Source organism: Bradyrhizobium sp. LB11.1 (genome assembly GCF_040549385.1).
Taxonomy (GTDB): Bacteria; Pseudomonadota; Alphaproteobacteria; order Rhizobiales; family Xanthobacteraceae; genus Bradyrhizobium.
The window spans coordinates 574,423-594,507 of sequence record NZ_JBEPTH010000004.1; the positions used below are offsets into that span (position 1 = coordinate 574,423).

General features: G+C 62.1%; 16 protein-coding genes, 1 tRNA gene and 2 pseudogenes. 11 read left to right on the forward strand and 8 right to left on the reverse strand.

From position 1 onward, the window contains the following. Position 1: 1 nt before the first annotated feature. The 7 genes and pseudogenes from ABIA96_RS14055 to ABIA96_RS14085 all read right to left on the reverse strand — a co-directional run bounded on the left by ABIA96_RS14055 (position 2) and on the right by ABIA96_RS14085 (position 6,919). Positions 2–877, reverse strand: a complete 876-nt coding sequence (locus ABIA96_RS14055) for a branched-chain amino acid ABC transporter permease (protein ID WP_148778570.1) — start codon at positions 875–877, stop codon at positions 2–4. A gap of 112 nt (positions 878–989) precedes the next feature. Then, positions 990–2,234 (reverse strand): ABC transporter substrate-binding protein, encoded by a 1,245-nt coding sequence (locus ABIA96_RS14060; protein ID WP_354137636.1) that lies wholly within the window; start codon positions 2,232–2,234, stop codon positions 990–992. A gap of 309 nt (positions 2,235–2,543) precedes the next feature. Further along, positions 2,544–3,206, reverse strand: a pseudogene (locus ABIA96_RS14065) (NAD(P)/FAD-dependent oxidoreductase); the annotation flags it as partial. A 12-nt stretch (positions 3,207–3,218) separates the two neighbouring features. Continuing rightward, on the reverse strand, positions 3,219–3,644 hold the full coding sequence (locus tag ABIA96_RS14070) for an FAD-dependent oxidoreductase (RefSeq protein WP_354137637.1): 426 nt from the start codon (positions 3,642–3,644) through the stop codon (positions 3,219–3,221). 39 nt (positions 3,645–3,683) lie between these two features. Further along, a complete protein-coding gene (locus tag ABIA96_RS14075; protein WP_354137638.1) occupies positions 3,684–4,805 on the reverse strand; it encodes a D-alanine--D-alanine ligase family protein in 1,122 nt (373 codons plus the stop codon). A 50-nt stretch (positions 4,806–4,855) separates the two neighbouring features. Next, a pseudogene (locus ABIA96_RS14080) lies at positions 4,856–5,599 on the reverse strand (3-deoxy-manno-octulosonate cytidylyltransferase). A 96-nt stretch (positions 5,600–5,695) separates the two neighbouring features. Further along, entirely contained in the window at positions 5,696–6,919 is a 1,224-nt protein-coding gene (locus ABIA96_RS14085; protein WP_354137639.1) for an SMP-30/gluconolactonase/LRE family protein, read from the reverse strand. 264 nt (positions 6,920–7,183) lie between these two features. Between ABIA96_RS14085 and ABIA96_RS14090 the strand changes: the two genes are divergently transcribed. The 5 genes from ABIA96_RS14090 to ABIA96_RS14110 all read left to right on the forward strand — a co-directional run bounded on the left by ABIA96_RS14090 (position 7,184) and on the right by ABIA96_RS14110 (position 11,710). Beyond that, the gene (locus ABIA96_RS14090) at positions 7,184–7,453 is read left to right on the forward strand and encodes a hypothetical protein (RefSeq protein ID WP_354137640.1); all 270 of its coding nucleotides are present in this window, start codon (positions 7,184–7,186) and stop codon (positions 7,451–7,453) included. A gap of 474 nt (positions 7,454–7,927) precedes the next feature. Beyond that, positions 7,928–9,490: a 2-isopropylmalate synthase gene (locus tag ABIA96_RS14095; protein ID WP_354137641.1), complete on the forward strand. Its 1,563-nt coding sequence runs from the start codon at positions 7,928–7,930 to the stop codon at positions 9,488–9,490. Positions 9,491–9,662: 172 nt separating this feature from the next. After that, complete coding sequence (locus ABIA96_RS14100; protein WP_354137642.1) at positions 9,663–10,664, forward strand: TRAP transporter substrate-binding protein; 1,002 nt, start codon at positions 9,663–9,665, stop codon at positions 10,662–10,664. 194 nt (positions 10,665–10,858) lie between these two features. After that, the gene (locus ABIA96_RS14105) at positions 10,859–11,467 is read left to right on the forward strand and encodes a Spy/CpxP family protein refolding chaperone (RefSeq protein WP_354137643.1); all 609 of its coding nucleotides are present in this window, start codon (positions 10,859–10,861) and stop codon (positions 11,465–11,467) included. A gap of 167 nt (positions 11,468–11,634) precedes the next feature. Further along, positions 11,635–11,710 (forward strand) — tRNA-Lys (locus ABIA96_RS14110). A 186-nt stretch (positions 11,711–11,896) separates the two neighbouring features. Here ABIA96_RS14110 and ABIA96_RS14115 read toward each other — a convergent pair. Then, positions 11,897–13,507 carry a T6SS phospholipase effector Tle1-like catalytic domain-containing protein gene (locus tag ABIA96_RS14115; protein ID WP_354137644.1) on the reverse strand — a complete coding sequence of 537 codons (1,611 nt, stop codon included), beginning with the start codon at positions 13,505–13,507 and terminating at the stop codon, positions 11,897–11,899. Positions 13,508–13,600: 93 nt separating this feature from the next. Here ABIA96_RS14115 and ABIA96_RS14120 point away from each other — a divergent pair. The 6 genes from ABIA96_RS14120 (at position 13,601) to ABIA96_RS14145 (ending at position 20,084) form a co-directional block, all read left to right on the forward strand. After that, positions 13,601–14,549, forward strand: a protein-coding gene (locus ABIA96_RS14120; RefSeq protein WP_502918814.1) for an IS630 family transposase whose coding sequence is annotated in 2 segments (ribosomal slippage) — positions 13,601–13,941 and positions 13,940–14,549 — 951 coding nt in all. Because the reading frame shifts where the segments join, the coding sequence is not laid out codon by codon here. A 137-nt stretch (positions 14,550–14,686) separates the two neighbouring features. Next, complete coding sequence (locus ABIA96_RS14125; protein ID WP_354137646.1) at positions 14,687–16,252, forward strand: recombinase family protein; 1,566 nt, start codon at positions 14,687–14,689, stop codon at positions 16,250–16,252. After that, a complete protein-coding gene (locus tag ABIA96_RS14130; protein WP_354137647.1) occupies positions 16,249–17,106 on the forward strand; it encodes a ParB/RepB/Spo0J family partition protein in 858 nt (285 codons plus the stop codon). The genes ABIA96_RS14125 and ABIA96_RS14130 overlap by 4 nt, the downstream gene beginning before the upstream one ends. After that, the gene (locus ABIA96_RS14135; protein ID WP_354137648.1) at positions 17,103–18,029 is read left to right on the forward strand and encodes a plasmid partitioning protein RepB C-terminal domain-containing protein; all 927 of its coding nucleotides are present in this window, start codon (positions 17,103–17,105) and stop codon (positions 18,027–18,029) included. The genes ABIA96_RS14130 and ABIA96_RS14135 overlap by 4 nt, the downstream gene beginning before the upstream one ends. A 287-nt stretch (positions 18,030–18,316) precedes the next feature. Then, positions 18,317–19,390 (forward strand): ComEC/Rec2 family competence protein, encoded by a 1,074-nt coding sequence (locus ABIA96_RS14140; RefSeq protein ID WP_354137649.1) that lies wholly within the window; start codon positions 18,317–18,319, stop codon positions 19,388–19,390. A gap of 4 nt (positions 19,391–19,394) precedes the next feature. Further along, positions 19,395–20,084, forward strand: a complete 690-nt coding sequence (locus tag ABIA96_RS14145) for a hypothetical protein (protein WP_354137650.1) — start codon at positions 19,395–19,397, stop codon at positions 20,082–20,084. Position 20,085 lies beyond the last annotated feature (1 nt).

Genomic DNA, 20,085 nt, shown 5'->3' on the forward strand with positions numbered 1-20,085 from the left:
CTCAGCGCCTCCCCAGAAGGCCCTGGGGCCGGATGTACATCACGAACACGAGCAGCAGGAGCGCAGGGATGGTGCGGTAGGCCGGCGAGACCAGGTAGGCCGTCAGCGTCTCGAGATAGCCGACCACGAAGGCCGCGATCAGCGAGCCGGAGACGCTGCCGAGGCCGCCGAGCACGACGATCGAGAACGCGCTCGCGGTCAGCGGCCCCACGCTGTAGGAGCTGACGCCCAAAAACATGCCGAGCAGCACGCCGGCGATGCCGGCGAGGATGCCGTAAATTCCCCAGACCACGATGTAGATGTTGGTAAGCTCGAGCCCGAGCAGCGTCACGCCGCGCGGGTTCATCGAGGCCGCCAGCACCGCCTTGCCGGTGCGGGTACGGTTCACCAGCAGCCACAGCAGTGCGATGACGAGGCAGCACACGATCGCCGTAAAAATCTCGTTCTTCGGCGTGCGGACGCCAAGCACGTCGACGACGCCTTCGACGATCGGCAGCACCGTCTTGGCGTTGTTGGTGAAGAAATAAGCGATCAGCTCCTGGATCATAATGCCCCAGAGCAGCGTGCCCGTGAGGACGAAGATCTCTTTCTCCTCATTGGGAATGCGCCGGGAGTCCTGGATGGGCTTCACCACCGCGAAGTAAGTGGCGAAGGCGGCGAGGAGGGCGACCCCGACCCCGATCAGGGCGCCGGCATAGGTGCCGACACCAAGCACGCTGGCCGCGGCCCAGGCCGCTACCGCTGCCGCCACCATGATGGCACCGTGGGAGAGGTTGAGCACGCCGGAGACGCCGAAGATCAGCGTGAAGCCGGTGGCACCGAGGGCGTAGAGAGCGCTGATGGCAAAGCCATCGATCAGAATTTGGAAAGCTCGCATCTAGGATTGGCTATCCGTCTATGGCTGGCAGTCAGGCTGCCGCTTTGAGGGAAAGTGCTGCGGAGGGCGGCAAGTGAAAGCTCCCGGGAGGTGGTCCCGGGAGCATTTCCGATCAGTTGCTGAGCTTGATGAAGCTTGGGAACTTGATGTCGACCTTCGCGACGTCCTTGGGCCAGACCGCGCTCTGCTTGCCGTCCTGCCATTGCAGCATCAGGCCGGTGATCAGGCCCTTGCCGTATTTGATCGAGTGCGTGAACGGATCGTCCTTGCCGTAGAACTGGACGCGGCCGATGGTGCCTTCCCAGTCGGTCTTCTCCAGCGCATCGACCAGCTTGTCGGCATCGGTCGAGCCGGCGCGCTTCACGGCATCGGCGATGTAATAGACCTCGTCATAGGAGGTGTAGCCGGCATAGGACGGGTAGTTGCCGAACTTCTTCTTGAAGTTTTCCGCGAACGGCACCGATTTCGGCGTCACTGCGACGCCGGGCCCGGAGACGCCCTGATAGAGCACGCCTTCGGCCGCCTGGTTGGTGTCCTTGCCGAAGGTCTCGTTGGTGGCCTGCGAGGAGATGCCGAACATCGGGATCGGCACCTGCTGGTTCTTCCACTGCACCGTCGGCTGCACGCCGACATGCGAGATGCCGGTGATGATCACGTCGGGCTTTGAACCTTCGATCTTGTTGAAGATCGGGGTGAAGTCGGTGGTGTCGGGCGAGAAGCGGATGTGGTCGAGCACCTTCAGCCCGATCTTGGGCAGGCACTCCTGGTAGCCGACATCGAGCGGCTTGGTCCAGGCGGCGTCCTCGCTCATGATGACGGCCGTCTTCATGTGCAGCTTGTCGACCAGCAGGTCCTTGGCGCCGTCACAGACCGAGAGCGCAAGTGCCGCCGAGGTCAGGTAACCGTGGAAGGTGTACTTGTTCTTCTCGTAATCGGCGTGGACACTCTTGCTGATCTCGTTGGAGGCCGCACCGGGCGTGACGAACGGCGTCTTCAGCCGCGAAGCCCACGGCTCCAGCGCCAGCACTACTTCGCTGATATAGCTCGCGATGACCGCGTTGACCTTGTCTTCGTTCACAGCGCGCTGGAAGGCGCGCACCGAGTCTGCCGAGGAGGAGTGGTTGTCGTAGCCGATGATCTCGATCTTGCGGCCGTCGACGCCACCGGCGGCGTTAATCTCGTCTGCAGCAAGTTGTGCAGCCTGCGGGATCGATGCGCCGGCAATCGCCTGCGCTTCCGCGATCACGCCGATCCTGATCGGATCGGCCGCAAAGGCCGGGCTAGAGGCTGCCAACAATGCGCCCGTCGCCGCTGCGCCAATCGCAATTCGCAATGCACCAGAAAATACGTTATCCATATCGTTCTCTCCCTTGAACAAGCTTCTTTGAGCTATTGGGGCGGACTATAACGACGAGAGAATCCTCGGCAAGTGAAACTGTATTCAGGATTGTACGTTGGGGACTAAAGTCTAGCGCTTGCGTAAATATCGGGCAGAGCGGATCGGTACTCCGCACACAGGCATGCAGATTTTGGCGGCGGCCATGCATGAGCATTCAAGGCCGTAGCCCGGATGGAACGAAGCGCAATTCGGGATTCTCGCCCATGCTCCGCGTTCCCGGACTTCGCTTCGCTCGATCCGGGCTACAAGGAAGGATTGCTGAGCTACTCAGCGTGCTTGCAGCAGCGACGGATCGAGCGGCGCGAGCCGGGCGGGATCGAACGGCGCGAGATCTACGTGCGTTCCGCCCTCGGCAATGAGTTGCGCCATTGCCTCGCCCGTCGCGGGCGCATTCAGAATGCCCCACACATTGTGTCCGGTCGCGACATAGAGACCGTCGCTCTCGGGGACCCGGCCGATCAGCGGGAGGCCGTCCTCCGTCACGGGACGGAAACAGGCCTGCTGCGCGATGATCTTGTCGGGGCGAAACAGCGGCGACAGCCGCTCGGACATGGCTTGCAGGCGCGCGATTGCATCGCGGTCCGGCGTCACGGTTGCGGGATCGAGCGGCAGCGGCGCAATGTCGGAGAGAGCGGTGATATGCGTACTGCCGTCGGCGCGCGGAAAGACCTCGATCGGCACGGCGCTGCCATCCGTCTCGCAGTCCAGGAACAACGCATCGGCCGGCACGTTGGGGCCGATGTCGTAGACGATGCTCGGGCTGCGCTGGCCATAGACGGCGGGCAGGCGCATCCATTGCGCCGCGAGCAGCGACCATGGTCCCATCGCGATCGCGACGGCATCTGCTTCGATGATGTCGCCGTCGATTTCGACACCCTTCGCCGTCGTGTCATCGGAATCGCGCGCGATGCCGGTGATGCGACCAACGCGAAGCTCGGCGCCTTACGCGAGGGCCGCATTCATCACAGCTGATGTGAATTTGTGGGGATGCACGATCGCAGTCGTGTCCGTCGTTCCGATGCGCTGGGTGATGGCCACGCCATCGGCCAGCCAGCCGAGCGTGGATGGCATCGTCCGGCGTTGGTCGCCATCGGGAGCAACATAGCCGGCATACGCGCTCATCGGTCGGTAGCCCCAATCGCCGGGGATCTCTCCGGGCAGTTGCGCGTGAAGCCCAAAGCTTCGTCGCGCCAGCGCATCCAGCGGCGAGCCGGCGCACCAGTCGCGCGCCAGAAAGCCCCCGGCCTTGCCGGAGGCCGCGGCCGCCACCTCGGTCCGTTCGACGACAATGACATCGACGCCGAGGCGACAGAGGAAATAAGCGGTGCAGGCCCCGATCACGCCGCCGCCGCAGATCACTACGCGCATGGCCTGTTCCCTGGTCCGGCCCGTCGTTGAGGTGACAACCTAGCTGGAATAGCCGCGTTCCAGGGCATGACGTTGCCGGTAGCGGTCCAACGCCTGCTGGACGAGGCGCGTGAGCAGCTCTCCATACGGCACGCCTGAGGCTTCCATCATCTTCGGATACATGCTGATCGAGGTGAAGCCGGGCAGGGTGTTGATCTCGTTGAAGCAGAACGCGCCGGTTTTCCGGTCGAGGAAGAAATCGACCCGCGCGAGGTCGCTGCATTCGAGCGCCGCGAACACCTGCACCGCGAGCGCGCGCACGCGCTCCATTTGTGCCGGGTCGAGCCTGGCCGGAAGATCGACGCGAGCGCCGTCGGGATCGAGATATTTGGCCTCGTACGAATAGAATTCGTGATGGGCGTTGGGATTGAGTTCGCTGGCGATGCTCGCAAACAGCGTCTCGCCCTCGAGCACGGCGACCTCGATTTCGCGCGCGTCGATGCCCTGTTCGACCAGCACCTTGAGATCGTAGCGAAACGCATCGTCGAGCGCGGGGCCAAGCGCATCCCAGGTCTTCACCTTGTGAATGCCGACACTGGAGCCCATGTTGCACGGCTTGACGAACACCGGCAGGTTCAGGCCCTCGACCGCCTTCGCGAGAGACGAGGCGCGGTCCGCGGCGAAGGCTTTGCGGGTGAGCACGCGATAGGGCGCGACCGGAACGCCGGCGAATTCGGCGAGCCGCTTGGCGACATCCTTGTCCATGCTGACGGCGGAGGCGAGAACGCCCGATCCGACATAGGCGACATCGGCGAGCTCCAGCAGGCCCTGCACGGTGCCGTCCTCACAGAGCGGGCCGTGCATGACCGGAAACACGACGTCGATCTTGATCGGGTCTGTCGCGCTTTCGGAAATCGGCATGAGAACGCCGCGTCCATCGGCTCCTCGGGCGAGCCGCATCTCGGGCGCGTCGGGCAGGATCGGCAAGGCCGCCGCCTGCGTCCGGTCGATCGTGGCAAGATCGTTCCATTGCCACCGGCCCGTCTTGTCGATGGAGACCGGGATCACCTCGAAACGCGCGCGGTCGAGATGCCTGAGCACGGAGGCGGCCGATTTCAACGAGACCTCGTGCTCACCGGACCTGCCGCCATAGAGGACAACGACGCGAATTTTGTCTGCCATGGCTCAATTATCACGCGCTCCGTCTGGAAGTCACGTGTTGCCCGCGGCGGCTAGATCGACCTGGATGCCAAAAGTTCTCGAGCGCGCTCGAGATCAGCCAACGTGTCCACACCGAGCGGCTCCGTTCGGATTACCTTCGCGTCCATCCGCATGCCGTGCTCGATCGCTCTGAGCTGTTCAAGGCTTTCGCGCTGCTCGAGGACGCCGCGTGCGAGGCTGACATATTTCGTCAACGCCTCGCGCCGATAGGTGTACATGCCGACGTGATGATAGTGCTTCCCCGCTCCCGAGGGGATCACGGCCCGGCTGAAGTAAACCGCGCGACCGATGGTTTCTCCCGGGTGGAGAGCAAGGGCGATCTTCACGACGCTCGGCGCTTGAAGCTCGATGGGATCCTCGATCTCGGTGGCGAGCGTTGCAATCGCGCATTCGGCGTGTCGGGACAACGGCTCCATCGTCGCCCGTATCGTCGCCGGATCAATGGCCGGCAGATCACCCTGAAGGACAACGACGACATCGTAGGCCGTTTCCGCGTCGATCAGCTGTAGTGCCGCGTGCGCACGATCCGACCCTGTCGGGAGCGTTGGGTCGGTCAGGACCGCTCGTCAGCCCAAATCGTCGATGACATCCACGATGGCTTGATCGCCGCAGGCAACGACAACAGGGCCGATGTCGGCTTCGAGACCTCTTCGCCAGACGTGAGCGATCATCGGCTGACCGTTGATATCCGTCAGCGCCTTGCCTGGGAGCCTAGTCGAACCGAGCCGGGTGGGTATGATGACGATCGGACGCATCGAAACTTTCCGCTTCCTGAATGGGCAATGTGGCGCGCAAGTTTGAGGCGCCAGCGGGGCACCCTGGCGCCTCGTCGCAATCAGCTCACGCCTGCTTCAGCCCGGCCCCGCACCTTGCGTCGCCGTGAACACCGCGTAGAGCGACTGGCTCGCGGCCATGAACAGGCGGTTGCGCTTCGGTCCGCCGAAGCAGATGTTGCCGCAGACTTCCGGAAGCCGAATGCGGCCGAGCAGCTTGCCTTCCGGCGACCATGTCGTCGCGCCGTTATAGCCGACCGCGCGGCCGGCATTGCTGGAAGCCCAGACATTGCCGTTGACATCGCAGCGCACGCCGTCCGGCCCGCACTTCACGCCATCGATCACGCAATCGGCGAAGCTCTTCAGATTGGAGAGCTTGTTGTCCGCGCCGACATCGAACACAATAATTTCGCCCTTGCCGCCGGGGCCGGTGTCGCCCGGTCCCTTGCCGGTCGAGACGACATAGAGCTTCTTGAAGTCGGGCGAGAAGCACAGGCCGTTCGGGTCGGGAACCTGCTCCTCGGTGACGACGAGATCGACACGGCCGCTCGGATCGATGCGATAGCAATTGGTCGGCAACTCGCGCTTGCCAGGTGTGAAGCCGGCCGGCTGTCCGATCCGCGGATTGAGCTTGCCGCCCGCATTGGTCGATCCGCCCGCCGCGTCGGGCTCGCCCTCGTAGAGCTGACCGCCATAGGGTGGATCGGTGAACCAGTAGCTGCCGTCGGGATGCGCGACGACATCGTTCGGCGAGTTCAGCTTCTTGCCGTTGTAATTGTCGCACAGCACGGTGGCGGTGCCGTCGTGCTCGTAGCGCGTCACCCGCCGGGTCAGATGCTCGCAGGAGAGCTGGCGGCCCTGGAAGTCGAACGAGTTGCCGTTGGAATTGTTGGAGGGCGCGCGGAACACGCTGACGCGACCGTCGTCCTCGCTCCAGCGCATCTGCCGGTTGTTGGGGATGTCGCTCCACAACAGATACCGCCCTTGCGCGCTCCAGGCAGGTCCTTCCGCCCAGAGTACACCAGTGTAGAGCCGCTTGATCGCGGTGTTGGGCTGCGCCAGATCGTTGAACGACGGATCGACCGCGATGACGTCGGGGTCCCAGAAGTAGGTGGTCGGTGCGCCGTGGGGGCCGAAGTCGCGCGGCGGGGTGGTGACCGTCGTCGGCGGGGCGGCAGGTCCGGTCTGGGCCAGCGCGGTGCCCGTTCCGGCCATCGTGGCTGCGGCGCCGAGCACAAGGCCCTGGACCAGCGTCCGTCGTGAAAGCGAAGCATCCTGCTCACGCTGTTGTTGGCGTGTCATTCGCGTCCTCCCGGGTCATGTTCGGCTGGCCGGTTGATCCGGCCGGGCAACCTGAGGTTAGTCCGGTCGGGGGTCGGTTGCGAGCGCCACCGTCGCGTCCTCAGCGCGATTTCCATGGTGTCGCCGGATTCGTCTTGTCCCTGTCGTGCCTGAAGCGACCATCTGTCCTCCGAGGTCAACCGAAACCGGCTGCGGCGCCTGTCAAGTCTTGACCTCAGGCGTCAGGCTGGCAGAACGTCCATGGGGTCAACGCCGGAGTTCCGCGTGATACAAGGTGTCGTACTGGTCATATTGCTTGGAATCGCGTTTGCGGCCGGCTATTTCACGCGCGACCACATGTCCCGGAAGAAGCGGGCACAAGCGCGCCGTTGGCGCGATTATGTAGAACCCGACTGGCTCCATGCGGGCCCGCCTGCCAACACCAACGAGGTGACGGTCACCAATCAGATGCCGCAGCCGGCTCCCGCGACCGGCGAACTCGGCCAGATGCTGGGCCGCTGGGAGAACAGGGCGCGCGCCCGTCGGACGGCGTAAGGCTGACTGGACCTTTGCTCGCCCCATCCACAATCCGTTGCGCGCCGTCGCGGATGTGAGTGGCAGGGTCGAGAGGCTCCCCACGGGACGCGTTGCGTCCCCAGACCCAGTCAGGTCAGTCTCCCTGACCATCTTTTGGCGTTGCAGTTGCTGCCATTTCTCGTCTAGAAACGACGTGTTGAGCCTCCCGGCAACCAACCGTCAACGGTTTTGACCGAGGATTTGGGGCTCAAATAGGGTCTGGCAATGCTGATTCGCGGCCAAATCGATGGGATTTCGAGGGAGGTGGCTCTGGCCGCCGCCACGATCCCGGCCGCGCTGCTGCCCACCCTCCTTATTGGCGGGCTTCTTCTTACTTGCCCCTGAGGGCCGGCTGGGCGCCATGCGCCTGGGCGCTCAGGGGTTGGTCGAGATCACCGGACACCTCAAGCGCCCAGCAGACTGACGGCGCAAAAGCTCAAAAGGAAATTTGCAATGGCCCCCGCGAACAAGTCCGACAAGGACCGCGTCATCATTTTCGACACCACGCTGCGCGACGGCGAGCAGTGCCCCGGCGCCACCATGACCTTCGAGGAAAAGATCGAGATCGCCGAGATGCTCGACGACATGGGCGTCGACGTTATCGAGGCCGGCTTCCCGATCACGTCCGAAGGCGATTTCCAGGCCGTCAGCGAGATCGCCCGCCGCTCCAAGAACTCGGTGATCGCCGGCCTGTCGCGCGCCAATCCAAAGGACATCGACCGCTGCGCCGAAGCGGTGAAATTCGCCAGGCGCGGGCGCGTCCACACCGTGATCGCCACTTCGCCGCTGCACATGCGCGTCAAGCTGAACATGACGCCCGAGCAGGTGATGGAGCTTTCGATTGCCAATGTCACCCGCGCCCGCAATCAGATCGACGACGTCGAATGGTCGGCCGAAGACGCCACCCGCAGCGAGATGGACTACCTCTGCCGCATCGTCGAGGCCGTGATCAAGGCTGGTGCTACCACGGTCAATATTCCCGACACGGTCGGCTACACCACGCCGGAGGAATACAGCCACTTCATGCGCACCTTGATCGAGCGGGTGCCGAATTCCGACAAGGCGGTGTTTTCGGTTCACTGCCACAACGACCTCGGCATGGCGGTGGCGAACTCGCTGGCCGGCATCGCCGGCGGTGCGCGCCAGATCGAATGCACCGTCAACGGCATCGGCGAGCGGGCCGGCAACGCTTCGCTCGAAGAAGTCGTGATGGCCATCAACGTCCGCAACGACGTGTTTCCGTGGTGGAACAAGATCGACACCACGCAGCTGACCCGCGCCTCGAAGGTGGTGTCGGCGGCGACCTCGTTCCCGGTGCAGTACAACAAGGCGATCGTCGGCCGCAACGCGTTCGCGCATGAGAGCGGCATTCATCAGGACGGCGTGCTGAAGGATGCCTCGACGTACGAGATCATGCGGCCCGAGATGGTCGGCCTGAAGCAGTCCTCGCTGGTGCTGGGCAAGCATTCCGGCCGCCATGCCTTCGTGCACAAGCTGGAGGAGATGGGCTACAAGCTCGGTCCGAACCAGCTGGAAGATGCGTTCACGCGGATGAAGGCGCTCGCCGACCGCAAGAAGGACATCTACGACGAAGACATCGAGGCGCTGGTCGACGAGGAGATGGCGGCGTCGCACGACCGCATCAAGCTGATCTCGCTGACCGTGATCGCCGGCACCCATGGCCCGCAGCGCGCGACCATGAAGCTCGACGTCGACGGCCAGATCAAGATCGAGGAAGCCGAGGGCAACGGTCCCGTGGATGCGGTGTTCAACTGCATCAAGCGCCTAGTGCCGCACGAGGCCAAGCTCGATCTGTATCAGGTCCACGCCGTGACCGAAGGTACCGACGCGCAGGCGGAAGTGTCGGTGCGTCTGTCGCATGAGGGACGTGCGATGACGGCGCGTGCGGCGGATCCGGATACGCTGGTGGCATCGGCCAAGGCCTATCTCGGCGCGCTCAACAAGATCGTCATGAAGCGCCAGCGCGACATCGTGACGACGGCTGCGGCAAGCTGACATTGCTGACTTCGCCTCTCCCGCTTGCGGGAGAGGCGGCTGCGTCGCTCATCGTGAATAGCAGCCCTGCTAACGGCCAATAGCACGCGGCGGCGCCGGCCTGTATTGAAGTGCCTGGCATGAGGATAGGCCGTCCGCGCGCCGGACGGCCCAAGAACAACAGGGAGAAATTATGCGCACCTTCGCGATCGCGGCATCCGTCGCAGCATTGGCCTTGGGCCTTGCCGGCCCCGCCAGCGCCGACCCGATCATCATCAAGTTCAGCCACGTCGTCGCGACCGACACGCCGAAGGGCAAGGCGTCCGAGAAGTTCAAGGAACTCGCCGAGAAGTACACCGGCGGCAAGGTCAAGATCGAGGTCTATCCAAATTCGACGCTGTACAAGGACAAGGAAGAGCTCGAGGCGCTTCAGCTCGGCAGCGTGCAGATGCTGGCGCCGTCCAATTCGAAATTCGGTCCGCTCGGCATCCGTGAATTCGAGGTGTTCGATCTGCCCTACATCCTTCCCGACCTGAAGACGCTGCGGAAGGTGACGGAAGGCCCGCTCGGCGCGCGGCTGCTCAAGCTGCTGGAGCCGAAAGGTATCACCGGCCTTGCCTATTGGGATAACGGCTTCAAGCAGATGAGCGCCAACAAGAAGCTCATCGCACCGGCCGACTATCAGGGCGTCAAGTTCCGCATCCAGTCATCGCGCGTGCTGCAGGCGCAGTTCAAGGCGCTCGGCTCGCTGCCGCAGGTGATGGCGTTCTCGGAGGTCTACCAGGCGCTTCAGACCGGCGTGGTCGACGGCCAGGAGAACACCTGGTCGAACATCTACACCCAGAAAATGCACGAGGTGCAGAAGTACATCACCGAGACCAATCACGGCTACATCGGCTACGTCGTCATCGTGAACAAGAAGTTCTGGGACGGTCTGCCGGCCGACATCCGCGAGCAGCTGTCGAAGGCGATGAAGGAGGCGACCGACTTCAACAACGCGCAGTCGCAAAAGGAAAACGACGACGCGCTCGCCGAGATCAAGAAGAGCGGTAAGAGCGAGATCATCAAGCTCACGCCGGAGCAGGACGAGGCGATGCGCAAGGCGATGGAGCCAGTCTACAAGGATGCGGCCAGCCGCGTCGGCCAGCCGCTGATCGACGAGTTCCAGAAGGAAGCCAAGGGCACGACGAACTAAGCTAAACGATTTATGAATGAATGGCTTCCGTGCGCGCTGCACGGAAGCCATTTTGTTACGAACGATGTCAGTGCAGCTGAACAGACATTCAAGTAAGTTACATCTCTGACGGAACGTTCTCTCTGTCCAAGTTGTAAGTTGCATGAGAGGCCGGCGACCCTCATCTTCAGGATATCCTTCCAGAGGAGTTTCTTATGAGGAAGTTCACTATCGCCGCCATCGCCATGCTCAGCATCGCCGGCTCGGGCGCGGTCTATGCCCAATATCATCGCCCGTGGATGGAGCACTTCCGTCACATCCGCATGAACCCGGAAGACCGCGCCGCCTTCGTCGACGCGCGAATCGCCGCGGTCCATGCCGGGCTGAAGCTCAATGCCGACCAGGAGAAGCTGTGGCCGCCGGTCGAGGCCGCCGTGCGCGACCTCGCCAAGCTGCGTCTGGACCGCGCCAACGCGCGGATGAACGCCGGTCCCGGCGACGCTGCCAGGAACGGCGACAATAGCGGCGACAAGCCGGATGATCCGGTCGCCCGCCTGCGCCAGCGCGCCGACGACATGAGCGCGACCTCGGCTGCGCTGAAGAAGATCGCCGACGCCGCCGATCCGCTCTACAAGAGCCTCGATGACGGCCAGAAGCGCCGCCTTGCCATGCTGACCCACCACCGCGGCCTGTTCGGCGGCGGCGAGGACGGCCCGCGCCACCACTTCATGGAGCGCCGCATGGACCGCATGATGGAGCGTGGCATGGACCACTTCCGCGGCGGCGACCGCGACGACAGCCCGGATCGGGACGGGCGTCTTTAAGCGCTCCGGGATTTCCCGGATATCAACCTTGGCGAAGCCGCTGGAATCCAGCGGCTTTTCGCATTTCCGGGGCTGTGGAAGAACCTTGGAAAACATGCGCCACATCGCTTGCCAGACCCGGATCGCTTTGCTAAACGACCGACCTCGCAAGGCATTGACCGCCTTTCGGGCGCATAGCTCAGTTGGTAGAGCAGCTGACTCTTAATCAGCGGGTCCCAGGTTCGAGCCCTGGTGCGCCCACCATACAAATCAAGACCTTAGCGAGAGAAACCGTTTGAGAAGGCCGAACTAGAACGGTTTTTCAAACGGTGTTTTTGGTGGGCGGCCGGCGAGTCCACTCGCGGCATTGTGAACCACTCTACGAGTCTCGGCGGAGGCCAAGGCGACTCGAAGGGCGGCCAACAGAACCGCTTCCTTGTAGTTTCTGGGTCAGAGCCGCCCGACATAGCCGGCATTTTCCCACTTCTGTTCTATGTCATCGGCGACGCATTGGGGCGGTTGCGCAGAGCTTCCGTCGAAGTAATGCTTGAAGTCGACGTGAATTCGCATGTTGTCCGGCCTATAGGCGGCCTTGCGGTCGTAGAGCAGAACCGATCCTGCTTCGAAGCGCTGATAGACCGATTTATGCATCGGTGATCTCGACTCCTCAGTCTCGGGATCGATGGGAAGATCGCGAACTCCCGCCTTGAGGAAGCCGCCCGCCTGCTCATTGTGCTGGGGGCCGGCAGGATCGGGTGACAGCCGTAGGACACTGCCGTCGTGTTTCAGGCCAGCCGGGATCAGTGAAGCTCCGGCGAGCAGCCAGTTCAGCGCCACATCCGACAAGCGGGCCTCGTTTTCCAGATAGCCGCCGCCGACATCAGCATGCACGCCCGGAAACCAGACCTGCTCGAAATAGAGATTGCCGTGCGCGTCACGTTCATCCTGCTTCTCGGCCGTGGGTGACCAGCCAACGCGCTTGAAGTCGGCGCGGTTCTCGTCGATCGAGATCGCATGCTTGGCGTAGCCCACATTCGGATTCAGCGTCGTGTCGTAGAATTTGTGCTTCGGTGGCGCGAAGTGCGTGGCCCGGAGGCGCTTCATGAAGCCATAGCCGGGCAAGGATGGCGCGATTTTGAGATAGTTTATGAGAAAGACGATCAGCGCTGTAGCTACACCGAGGTAGCTCAGTATCCAGGCCACCCATCCCGCCCATGGAAAGACCGGCTGAAGGAAGCCACCGAGCCAGTGCAGTCCGATCAGTAGCGCAATGCCGGAGGTCACGAGCGCCGTACCGAGATATTTGTGGCCGAGGGCGGCGACCGTATCGAACACGCCGATGAAGTAAGGAAAGACGTTCGCGTGCTCGGCGCCGTTGACGGTGGTTGTGCTGCCGTAATGCTGTCTGAATTGTGCGGCGATCGCGTCTCGAGTCTCGAGCAGGAACTGCCGGTATCCAAGAATCTTGCGCGAGTAGGATGGGCAGAATTGATAGACGTCCTTGACGGCATGCTCGGCCAGCTTGTGGATGCTTGTCGGGTCGCGGCGCAGGGGCGAGCCATCCGGCATATGGCGCGGGATGCCGCAATAGGTCATGACGCCAGCGACCGATCGGACCGTGTAGGCGCCTCGGCTGAAACCGATCAGAAAGACTCGGTCGCCTTCCTCATAGAGGGCGATGATCGCGGCGTAGCAATCAACGATGTTCCGGGTGATCCCGAGGCCCGTCGCCATGCTGGCGAGATTGTAGAGCCAGCGCATCCAGCCGATCTTGAAATGCCCGCCGTCTGACGCTGAGCCAAGGCCGGCATCATAGAACGCCACCTGCTCGGAAGGCTCGATCTTAGTGTCGGGCCCGACGCGGCAGGCGCGGTAAAGCTTATAGACGTTGGTCCGGGCTTCGTCGAAATTGATGCCGCCGGCTTGCCCCGTGCCGTCGGAAAAGATCACAATATTCTTCGGCATTGCACACCGTCCCCCAAAGTGCGCTAAACGCCGTTCTATACCAAAGATTGTGGCTGCCGGGTGTGAACCAGCTGACATATCCACGCATCTCTGCATCCGACAGTTGGGTTGAATCGAACGTGATCGAGGGAGGGATTCCCCAGGGACGTTTGGCGTGAGTCCATGTGGTCTCTGATTCGGAGGCTGGATATGGGAACGTCAGCGCATTCGGATGATCTTCGATCGCGGGTTGTTGCGGAGATTTTGGCAGGAGCTTCGCGGCGGCAGGCCGCGGAGCGGTTCAAGGTGAGCGCGGCCTCGGCCGTTCGCTGGGCTCAACTCCACAGCCAAACAGGCGGCGTTCACCCCCGGCCTCGGGGCGGCAAGAGCCGCTCGCCGTTGGAGCCGCATGCGGCGTGGCTGCTGGAGCTGATCACCGCGGAACCGGACCTGACGCTGGAGGCGATCGTGCAGCGGCTGCTGGCTGGTCTTGAGTTGAAGACTTCGGAGGCCGCGGTTCGCCGCTTCTTCAAGCGGCACGCGATCACCTTCAAAAAAAACACTGCACGCCGCCGAGCAGGATCGGCCCGACGTGTCCGAGGCGCGCGAGCGCTGGCAGGCAAGCCAGGCGAGCCTTGACCCCACCAAGCTGGTGTTCGTCGATGAGACGGGCGCCAACACCAAGATGGTGCGCGCCTACGGGCGATGTCGAAGGGGCAAGCGGCTCGTCTGCAAGACCCCGTGGGGTCATTGGAAGACCACGACCTTCACCTGCGGCCTGCGCTGCGACGGTCTGGTCGCGCCCTGGGTGCTGGAAGGCCCCATGACCGGCGACGCGTTCCGCGTCTATATCGAGAAGGTGCTCGTTCCAACCCTCGCACCAGGCGATACAGTCATCATCGACAACTTGGCCAGCCACAAAGTCGCCGGGGTGCGTGACGCGATCGAGGCTGTGGGTGCGAAGCTTCTGTACCTGCCGCCCTATTCCCCCGATCTAAATCCCATCGAACTCGCCTTCGCCAAGTTCAAGACCGGACTGCGAAGAGCCGCAGAACGAACCGTCGATGACCTCTGGCAAAGAATCGGCACCCTCATCGACGACTTCTCGCCCAACGAATGCCAAAACTACCTCCGTCACGACGGTTACGCCTCAGCTTAAGTGACGGATGCGCTAGCGGTATTTAAGTCAGCTGAGCATCAAGTCGCCCAGATCCCGTAAACGGCCCGCTTGGATTTGGCGGCTAATTTGCCACGGCAAGCCGGTCCCTAGATCTGACGTCCCCAGGTTAGCTCGTCATGCCTGACGCGTGGGTGATTGCCTCCGGACCCGCAGCGTCGCCTCTGCGAGCTGCGCAATATGTACGCATGTCCACCGACAATCAGAGGTACTCGACCGAGAATCAAGCGGAAGTCATTGCCGCTTATGCCCAGAGCCGCAATGTATCAATCGTAAGGACCTATTCGGACGAAGGGCTCAGTGGCCTTTCGATAGACGGGCGCGACGGCCTAAAGGCTTTAATCGCCGACGTCGAAGGCGGACGCGCGGATTTCGACTGCATTCTTGTCTACGATGTCAGCCGATGGGGTCGCTTTCAGAATACAGATGAAAGCGCCTACTATGAGTTCATCTGCATGCGCGCCGGGATCACCGTCCATTATTGCGCCGAAGAGTTCGAGAACGACGGTAGCTTCGCTTCCAGCATCCTCAAGGTGAATAAGAGAGCGGCGGCCGCCGATTTCAGCCGCGGGCTGTCAAAGAAGGTTTTTCTCGGCCAGTCGCACATCGTGCGGATGGGATTCGGTCGCGGCGGCATGCCGGGCTACGGGCTGCGGCGGCAGCTCGTCGAGGAAAATGGCGCCATCAGGCAGACGCTCGAATACGGGCAGCAAAAATATCTTCAGACCGATCGGATCAAGATCATCCATGGACCCGACGCCGAGGTCGAAACCGTCAGGCGCATGTTCAATGCGGTCGCGTTGGAAGGAAAGCATCCCGGCGATATCGCCGCCGAACTGAATGCGAAGCAAATCCGCACGACACGAGGCCGCTGTTGGGACCCCGAGACGATCCGGAAGATCCTTACCAACGAGGTCTACACCGGCAGCCTTATTTTCAATCGGGCCTCTTTCAAGTTGAAGCAGCGCCGCGTCAACAATCCCCGCGATATGTGGATCAGATGCGAGAACGCCTTCCCAGCCATCGTTTCAGTGGAGCTGTTCAACCAAGTGCAGGAGGTCATGCGGGCGCGGCGTGAGCAACGCAGCAACCAGGAGGCCATCGATCGACTGGCGGCGCTAGGGCGCGAAAAGGGTCGTCTCTCCGTAGCAATCATCGCCGCGGCCGATGGTATTTTGTCGGCCGAAAGCTATCGGCGACGTTTCGGATCGTTGGTCGCGGCCTATGCACTTGCCGGCTATCAGCCGGAGTCCTATCAGCGCCGCGCCGAGACAACCGCAAGGTTCCGGGAGCGTTTGATCGCCATGGCTGATGAAGTGGCAACCAGGATCAATGCTCTCGGTGGTCTGGCCGTCCACGATGGCAAATCCGGCATCGTTAGCCTGGGCGATGGTTGCCGCATCGCGGTCGGATCGGCGCGCGCAGTGACCAGCGGCGCGGATCGCGTGCGCTGGACGATCTTCGCCGATCGTCGGGCGGACGCCGAACTTACGCTAATCGTCCGAATGGACCCTGCCAACGATCTGGTCGCTTCTTGCTACGTGCTGCCGACTCACGACCTTGCGCTGGCAAAGGGGAGGGTACTGCGTATTTCAAATCCCGTCTTCGCACAGGCCTGCCGCTACCCAACCCTCGATGCATTCTGCCGACTCTGTGCCGGTTATGACGAGAGGACAGCCGCTTGAAAAGCCGCCGCAAGATCGAATCCATACCCATCGCCGCGATCAAGGTGCTCAATCCGCGAAATCGGAGCCGTGCACGGTTCAAGGAGATTGTCCAAAGCATCGAGACGGTTGGCCTGAAGCGGCCCATCACGGCGAGCAAACGAGAGATGGCGAACGGGTACGAGCTGGCATGCGGCCAAACGCGAATGGAGGCGCTCTCGACCCTCGGTCAGGCGGAGATTCCTGCGATCCTCGTTGAAGCCTCGACGGAGGATTGCATCCTGATGAGCCTGGTTGAGAATATTGCGCGCCGGCGGCACTGGCCGATCGAGCTCGTCGGCGATATCGGCCGGCTCGCCAAGAGCTATAGGGCCCCAGACATCGCCGCCAAACTCGGCGTCACCGAGGACTTTGCGCGGGCGATCGCCTATCTGATCAAGCATGGTGAAGATCGGCTGCTCAGCGCAGTCGAACGGGGCATCGTACCGCCGACGCTGGCTGTCGAGATCGCCAGAGCCAAGACGCCCAGATTGCAAGCCGCGCTGCTGGAGGCGTTCGTCAACGAGAAGCATACCAGCAAGCAGATCGGCAAGATGCGCAAGCTCGTCGAGCAGCACCACCGCAAATCCATGAAGGCACAATTCGCCGGCGAGGCGATCAATGCCGCCTCGCTGGTTCGCGCCTTTCGGCAGGAGACCGAGCGTCAGGAGATCGTGGCAAAGAAAGCCGATCTCACCCATGCGCGTCTTGTTTTCCTGATCAGCGCGCTCAAAACGCTGATGGGCGAGCGCATGTTCATGTCGCTGCTGCGCGAGGAGCGAATGGACAAGGTCCCCCTTCCGATCCTCCGCCTCCTGTCGGCGAGTGTCTCATGACGGAGAGGTCCATTCGTTTGGTGTTTGAGCCCGAGTTGGCGGTTCTGCGGCTCAAGTCCCTGCTGCCGCTCAAGCAAGTGACCGATCGAATCCGGCGTTCTCACAAGTATAAGGTGATTGCCGCCTCAATCGACGAAATCGGAATCATCGAACCGCCTGTCGTTTTTCACAAGCCGGACCAGCGTGGCCGGTACATGCTGCTCGATGGAGCGCTGAAGCGAGACATTTTATTGGCCAGGGGCGAGACCGAGACCGAGTGCCTGCTGGCGCTCGACGATGAGGCCTATACTTACAACAAAAAAGCGATCCGACTTTCCGTCGTGCAAGAGCACGTCATGATCCTGCGCGCCATCGAGCGCGGTGTTCCCGAGGGACGGATTGCCAAGGCCCTGAATGTCAAGATTGCGCACATCAAGCAACGCCGAAGAATGCTACGGGGGATTTGCAAGCAGGCCGTTCGCCTGTTGCGAGACAAGCCGGTCAATCCAGTGACGTTTGATGTTTTGCGCAAAATGCGCGAACCGAGGCAGATCGAAGCCTGCGAACTGATGGTCGCCGCGTCGAACTATTCCTCGTCTTACGCGAAAGCCCTCCTCGCGGCGACCTCGGATGCGGAGCGTGTGCAGCCTCAGAGGCGCGGCGTCCCGGCCGTAGTGACGGCTGCCGACCTCGCCCTCTTGGAAAGAGAGCTGAACGACGTGCAGAAGAAGGCCGGTATCGTCGAGGCCGCCTACGGACGTGACATGCTCGATCTCGCTATTGCGGCCCGCTACGTATCCGACCTTCTCGCGCGAACGGCGATCGCCCGCTACCTGGATGACAATCATCCGGAGATGACGAAGGAGTTCGGATCCATTCTGGCGGCCACTCTGACCCAGCCCCGAAAGAAGCTATTGCCTACAGCCAAGGGCGCGAATGCCTGAGGCTGTAACGTCGCCCAACATCGCCCAGAGACTGTGGCTCTTGCTCATCGGCCCGGTTCCGCAGATCTGAGAAAAGTCAGCAATATTGTCCTAATTATTGAGCTTTTATTGCGGTATTTGTGCATAAGTCTGCACGATTTTAGAAAAATCTGCTGTGTTCCTCTTGAACTGTTCCCACGCGTTCCCAAATCGTTCTTCACTTTGTGGGGATCACTCGCGCGAGGCCTCCAGCTCATCAGGTTCACCAACGACCGCCCCGTAAGGGCGGCCGAACGCGGGAGTATGCCTTGCCTTACGAGATCGATTTTCTGCGTGCCGGCGATAGCAACGGCGACGCCATCATCCTTCGCTGGGGAGCCACGAAGGAAAGCCCGTTCTTTATCAACATCATCGATGGCGGTTTCGCCGACACCGGCGACCAGATCATCGAGCATGTTGAGCACTATTACGCCAAGCCGGCCAACATCGCCAACGTCGTTCTCTCGCACGCCGATAACGATCACGCGACCGGCCTGATCAAGGTGCTTGAGCATCCGCGGTTCACGATCTCGACGCTCTGGATGAACCGTCCCTGGGACTATGTCGACGAGGTGATCGACAGCTTCCACGGCGCCTATACCCGGGAAGGGCTCATCAAGCGCATGCGCGAGATGCACCCGTACCTGGTCGAGATGGAAGAGATCGCCACGCGGCGCGGGATCACCGTCAAGGCGCCGTTGCAGGGTGCCGCGATCGGTCCCTTCAAGGTACTGGCGCCGAGCCGCGCCCGGTATGTGCAACTCATTCCCGATCTCGACAAAACCCCGACCGCCTATGGCAGTAACCTGAAAGGGGGCTTCGGAAGCGCCCTCGTAAAAGCGTTTGTTGATGTCGCCGAGAAGGTCCTTGAGCGGCTCGATTTGGAGACGCTCGACGATAACCCGCCAGCGACATCCGCCTCTAACGAGACCTCGATTGTGCAGTGGGCCGTGATTGACGGCAAGCGGATCCTGCTGACCGCTGACGTCGGGCCTGAAGGCCTTGCCGAGGCCGCACAGTATGCCGAGAAAATCAGCCTCTCCATCCAGCCCGATCTCGTGCAGATCCCGCACCATGGCAGCCGGCGCAACGTGACGCCGACGGTCCTCAACCGCTGGCTGGGCGGCTATCCTGCGTCGGGCCGAGGCAACGCCATCGCCTCGATCGGCAAGAATGCCGACATCTACCCGCGCAAGAAGGTCGCGAATGCGTTTGCGCGGCGCGGCTACGGTGTTCACGCCACGCGCGAATCTTGGGTCAACTTCCGCGACGGCTATGATCGCCGCGCGAATACGATTGATGCCTATGTCATCCCGTTCACCTCCGATGTCGAGGATGACTAAGATCATGCCTAAGTTCGATAAATACACGCTCCTGGCCCGCCTGCTTCCGGCCGTGATCGCAGTCGCGCCGGCATTTGCGCTCGTTTGGGTCGTCATCACATCCGGCACCGAGTTGAAATTGGTGCACGGCATCGCCGGCTCCGCGCTCGCCGCTCTCCTATGGGCCTTTGCCGACGCGGCGCGGCGGCGCGGGAAAGCCATCGAGCCGAAACTGATCGAAGCCATGGGTGGGTTGCAGAGCATCGTGATGCTCCGGCACCGCGATACGACGTTCGATGCGTCGACGAAAGCGCGCATGCAGGCGTTCCTCGCCGGCAAGATCTCCGAGGTGGCGCCGACCCCGCAGCAAGAAGCCGACAATCCCGAGGCGGCCGACGCATTCTACAAACGGGCGGGAGACTGGTTGCGCGAAAACACCCGCAGCCAGAAGAAGTTCGACATCCTCTTCAATGAGAACGTTACCTACGGCTACCGCCGCAATCTTTACGCGCTCAAATGGCTCGCGCTGGCGCTTAACGTCCTCATCGTGGCGGGCTGCGTCGCACAGTACCTGTTCCGCTGGCCGTTGCCGGCCGATCTCGGGCTGGTACCCGTGTTCGTCATCGCCTTCTTGCATGCGAGCTATCTGCTCGCCTTCTCGACACGAGCGGCGGTCTTCGAGGCCGCGCGCACTTACGCGCGGCAGCTCCTGTAGC

What these genes read in the sequence shown, in the direction of transcription:
- ABIA96_RS14115 (WP_354137644.1), bottom strand. Translation starts at nt 13,507, where the DNA reads ATGCAGAGATGCGTGGATATGTCAGCTGGTTCACACCCGGCAGCCACA.
- ABIA96_RS14055 (WP_148778570.1), bottom strand. Translation starts at nt 877, where the DNA reads ATGCGAGCTTTCCAAATTCTGATCGATGGCTTTGCCATCAGCGCTCTC.
- ABIA96_RS14135 (WP_354137648.1), top strand. Translation starts at nt 17,103, where the DNA reads ATGACGGAGAGGTCCATTCGTTTGGTGTTTGAGCCCGAGTTGGCGGTT.
- ABIA96_RS14100 (WP_354137642.1), top strand. Translation starts at nt 9,663, where the DNA reads ATGCGCACCTTCGCGATCGCGGCATCCGTCGCAGCATTGGCCTTGGGC.
- ABIA96_RS14070 (WP_354137637.1), bottom strand. Translation starts at nt 3,644, where the DNA reads ATGCGCGTAGTGATCTGCGGCGGCGGCGTGATCGGGGCCTGCACCGCT.
- ABIA96_RS14095 (WP_354137641.1), top strand. Translation starts at nt 7,928, where the DNA reads ATGGCCCCCGCGAACAAGTCCGACAAGGACCGCGTCATCATTTTCGAC.
- ABIA96_RS14060 (WP_354137636.1), bottom strand. Translation starts at nt 2,234, where the DNA reads ATGGATAACGTATTTTCTGGTGCATTGCGAATTGCGATTGGCGCAGCG.
- ABIA96_RS14125 (WP_354137646.1), top strand. Translation starts at nt 14,687, where the DNA reads ATGCCTGACGCGTGGGTGATTGCCTCCGGACCCGCAGCGTCGCCTCTG.
- ABIA96_RS14105 (WP_354137643.1), top strand. Translation starts at nt 10,859, where the DNA reads ATGAGGAAGTTCACTATCGCCGCCATCGCCATGCTCAGCATCGCCGGC.
- ABIA96_RS14085 (WP_354137639.1), bottom strand. Translation starts at nt 6,919, where the DNA reads ATGACACGCCAACAACAGCGTGAGCAGGATGCTTCGCTTTCACGACGG.
- ABIA96_RS14145 (WP_354137650.1), top strand. Translation starts at nt 19,395, where the DNA reads ATGCCTAAGTTCGATAAATACACGCTCCTGGCCCGCCTGCTTCCGGCC.
- ABIA96_RS14075 (WP_354137638.1), bottom strand. Translation starts at nt 4,805, where the DNA reads ATGGCAGACAAAATTCGCGTCGTTGTCCTCTATGGCGGCAGGTCCGGT.